Origin of the sequence: Mycobacterium talmoniae, from assembly GCF_001854525.1 — a bacterium.
Classification (GTDB): Bacteria; Actinomycetota; Actinomycetes; order Mycobacteriales; family Mycobacteriaceae; genus Mycobacterium; species Mycobacterium talmoniae.
Window position 1 is genome coordinate 1 of record NZ_MLQM01000283.1, and the last position, 3503, is coordinate 3503.

At 70.5% G+C, this 3503-nt stretch carries 4 protein-coding genes; 2 read left to right on the forward strand and 2 right to left on the reverse strand.

Features of this window, described 5'->3' with window-relative positions:
- Together BKN37_RS30080 and BKN37_RS26410 are read right to left on the reverse strand one after the other, a co-directional pair.
- A partial coding sequence (locus BKN37_RS30080) for a hypothetical protein (RefSeq protein WP_242657373.1) occupies window positions 1-100 on the reverse strand: 100 nt, incomplete at its 3' end.
- A gap of 5 nt (window positions 101-105) precedes the next feature.
- The gene (locus tag BKN37_RS26410) at window positions 106-930 is read right to left on the reverse strand and encodes a ComEA family DNA-binding protein (protein WP_071030188.1); all 825 of its coding nucleotides are present in this window, start codon (window positions 928-930) and stop codon (window positions 106-108) included.
- Between the two features lie 166 nt (window positions 931-1096).
- On the opposite strand from BKN37_RS26410, the gene BKN37_RS26415 reads away from it, so the two are divergent.
- Together BKN37_RS26415 and BKN37_RS26420 are read left to right on the forward strand one after the other, a co-directional pair.
- The gene (locus BKN37_RS26415; RefSeq protein ID WP_071030190.1) at window positions 1097-2254 is read left to right on the forward strand and encodes an acyl-CoA dehydrogenase family protein; all 1158 of its coding nucleotides are present in this window, start codon (window positions 1097-1099) and stop codon (window positions 2252-2254) included.
- Window positions 2255-2261: 7 nt separating this feature from the next.
- A complete protein-coding gene (locus BKN37_RS26420; RefSeq protein WP_071030192.1) occupies window positions 2262-3368 on the forward strand; it encodes an acyl-CoA dehydrogenase family protein in 1107 nt (368 codons plus the stop codon).
- The last annotated feature ends 135 nt before the right edge of the window (window positions 3369-3503 follow it).

A 3503-nucleotide genomic window follows, 5' to 3' on the forward strand; every position in this document is an offset into this window, starting at 1 on the left:
GGGTCGGGCCGAGCGGCCACAGCACCCCGGCGGCGGTGACCAGCCAGCTGGTCAGCGCGGCCGGCACCAGCCGCACGTCGAGCCGTGCCGACGGCTGCACCGGCCTCAGACACGGACCAGGGCGCGCAGCTTCTCCAGGCGCGCCGGGCCGATGCCGTCCACCTCACCGAGCTGGTCGACGCTGGTGAACTTGCCGTGGCTGTCGCGCCAGGCCACGATCGCGGCCGCGGTCACCGGGCCGACGCCGGGCAGCGTGTCGAGCTGTTGGGCGGTGGCGGCGTTGAGATCGATCAGCTCGCCGGGTTTGCCCGCGGCCGACCCGGTGCTGGGGGTCGCCGGGTTGTCCGTGGTCCCCGGGCTCACCGAGCTGCCCAGCGCGGTCGGCTGCCCGGACGGCGGCGCGCTGCCGACCACGATCTGCTCGCCGTCGGCGACCGGGCGGGCCATGTTCAAGCCGATGGTGTCCGCGCCGGCCACCGCACCACCGGCGGCCGCCAGCGCGTCGGCGATGCGGGCTCCGGGTGCCAGGGTGACCAGCCCCGGGGTGTGCACCAGGCCGACCACGCTGACCACCGGCCGCTGCGGTGCCGGCGCCGGCCCGGCGCTGGGGGTGCGGCTGGCCGACGAAACCATCTCCACCGGAGGCAGTTTGGCCGACGAGACGGGCGCGGGCCGGTCCCGCACCAACGTGAAGATGGTGATCAGCACCGCCACGACGGCGATCAGCGCCAACGTGATCGCGCCGGCCCGGCCGGGGTCGGCCCGCAGCTTCGCCAGCCAGCCGGCGTCGTCGGGTGAGCCGTCGGGCAGCCAGCGGGGCAGCACCGCATTCGGGTCCTCGTCCTCGTCGGGTTCGTCGTCGGCGGGGTCGGTGGCCGGGTGGGCGCCGAAGCGCCGGTGCAGCCGTTCGGCGGGTAGTTCGGTTCGCATGGCCCGACGCTAGGCGGCGGCCGCGACGGCACCGGCCCGTCGGCGGGCCGGCGGGCCCCGGCTGTGGATGAAGGCGGGACTGTGCAGAACCTCCCGACCAACCGATTGGGCGACCCATTACTGTGCAAACAGCATCGGTGCACACCCCCCAGACAAGGAGGCCGCCATGCAGTTGGCGCTCACCGCAGACGAGGCCGCGTTCCGCGACGAGCTGCGCAGCTTCTACACCAGCAAGATCCCCGCCGACGTGCGCGAGCGGACCCGGTTGGGCGAGTTCCGCCACGACGACCTGGTAGCCAGCCACAAAATCCTCAACGAGCACGGGCTGGCGGTGCCGCACTGGCCCGTCGAGTGGGGCGGCAAGGACTGGACCCCCACCCAGCACCAGATCTGGCTCGACGAGATGCAGCTGGCCAGCGTGCCCGAGCCGCTGAACTTCAACGTCAAGATGGTCGGCCCGGTGATCGCCGAGTTCGGTTCCCAGGAGATCAAGCAGCGGTTCCTGCCGCCGACGGCCAACCTGGACATCTGGTGGTGTCAGGGGTTCTCCGAGCCCGAGGCGGGTTCGGATCTGGCGTCACTGCGCACCACCGCGGTCCGCGACGGCGACAGCTACATCGTCAACGGGCAGAAGACCTGGACGACACTGGGCCAGTACGCGGACTGGATCTTCTGCCTGGTGCGCACCGACCCGCAGGCCCCCAAACGCCAGGCCGGGATCTCGTTCCTGCTGTTCGAGATGTCCACGCCCGGGGTCACGCTGCGCCCGATCAAGCTGATCGACGGCGGGTATGAGGTCAACGAGGTGTTCTTCGAGGACGTGCGGGTGCCCGCGGACCAGCTGGTCGGCGAGGAGAACCAGGGCTGGACCTACGCGAAGTTCCTGCTGGGCAACGAACGGACCGGCATCGCCGGGGTGGGCCGCACCAAGGTCCGCCTCGCCGAGGTCAAGGAGCGCGCCGCCGCCACCGGGATGCTGTCCGACCCGCTGTTCGCCGCGCGGCTGGCCGAGGTCGAAAACGAGTTGCTGGCATTGGAGCTCACCCAGATGCGGGTGGCCACCGGCTCGGCGGACGGCAAACCCAACCCGGCGTCGTCGGTGCTCAAGCTGCGCGGCAGCCAGCTGCAGCAGGCCGCCACCGAACTGCTGGTCGAGGTGGCCGGCCCGGACGCGTTGCCGTTCGACGGCGGCGACGACATCGCGTCGCCGGGCTGGGCGCAGCATGCCGCCCCGCACTACCTGAACTACCGCAAGACGTCGATCTACGGCGGCAGCAATGAGGTGCAGCGCACCATCATCGCGTCCACCATTCTGGGATTGTGAGGCAGCCATGGACTTTCAGTTGAGCGACGAGCAGACGCTGCTCCGCGACACCACCCGCGATCTGCTGTCGCGCAGCTACGACACCGAAACCCGCAACAAGATCGTCGACACCGAGCTCGGCTGGAACCGCGACGTGTACAAACAGCTGGCCGACATCGGGATCCTGGGTCTGGGCTTCGACGCCGACGCCGGCGGGCAGATCGAGATCATGTTGGTGCTCACCGAGATCGGGCGGCGACTGGCCCCCGAACCAGTCGTCAACGCCGCGCTGGGACCGGGCGCGTTGATCGCCGAGCACGGCACCGACGCGCAGCGCGAACTGCTCGACGACGTCGCGGCCGGCCAAAAGCTGCTGGCCTTCGCCCACACCGAGCCCGGCATGCGCGGGGCCAGCACCGAGGTGTCCACATCGGCGGTGCAGCACGGTGATTCGTGGGTGCTGAGCGGACGCAAGAACCCGGTGCTGGCCGGTCACTGCGCCGACACGCTGGTGGTCAGCGCCGCCCTGCCCGACGGCGGGACCGGGTTGTTCTTGGTCGACGCCGATGCGGTGACCCGCCGGCCGTACCGGACCTTCGACGGGTTGCGCGGCGCGCAGGTCGAGCTGGACGCCGCGCCCGGTGAACCACTGGGCGCGGCTTCCGACGCGTCGGCCGCCATTCGTGGCGCCCTCATCCGGCTCCAGTCGGCGTTGTGCGCCGAGGCGCTGGGCGCGATGGAGGAGGCGCTGCGGCTGACCACCGACTACCTCAAGACCCGCAAGCAATTCGGGGTTACCCTCAACACCTTCCAGACGCTGACCCAACGCGCCGCCGACATGTACGTGTCGCTGGAGTTGGCCCGCAGCATGAACCTGTACGCCGCCATGTCGATCGCCGACGGCCAGCTGGACCCGGTGATCGCGGCCCGCGCCAAGCTGCAGATCGCCCGATCCGGGCGCCACATCGCCCAGGAGGCCATCCAGTTGCACGGCGGCATCGGGGTGACCGCGGAATACCCGGTCGGCCACTACGCCGCCCGGCTCACCGCGATCGAGCAGACCCTGGGCTCCGCGCAAGACCAGCTGGGTGTGCTGGCCGGGCACGTCGGCGACTACGGCGTAGTGACCCTGTAGAGGTCCCGGCGAGCAATAGCTCCTATGTCAAGCGGCTGCTGGTTTTAGGTGGTTGATTTCGGGTTTGGTGCTGGTGAGAAGGGCTTGGTATACGCGTCGGGCGATGCGGCGTTTGAGGCATCGACGCGCTGCTGC

Coding starts and splice junctions, on each gene's coding strand:
- BKN37_RS26415 (WP_071030190.1), top strand. CDS start 1,097: ATGCAGTTGGCGCTCACCGCAGACGAGGCCGCGTTCCGCGACGAGCTG.
- BKN37_RS26420 (WP_071030192.1), top strand. CDS start 2,262: ATGGACTTTCAGTTGAGCGACGAGCAGACGCTGCTCCGCGACACCACC.
- BKN37_RS26410 (WP_071030188.1), bottom strand. CDS start 930: ATGCGAACCGAACTACCCGCCGAACGGCTGCACCGGCGCTTCGGCGCC.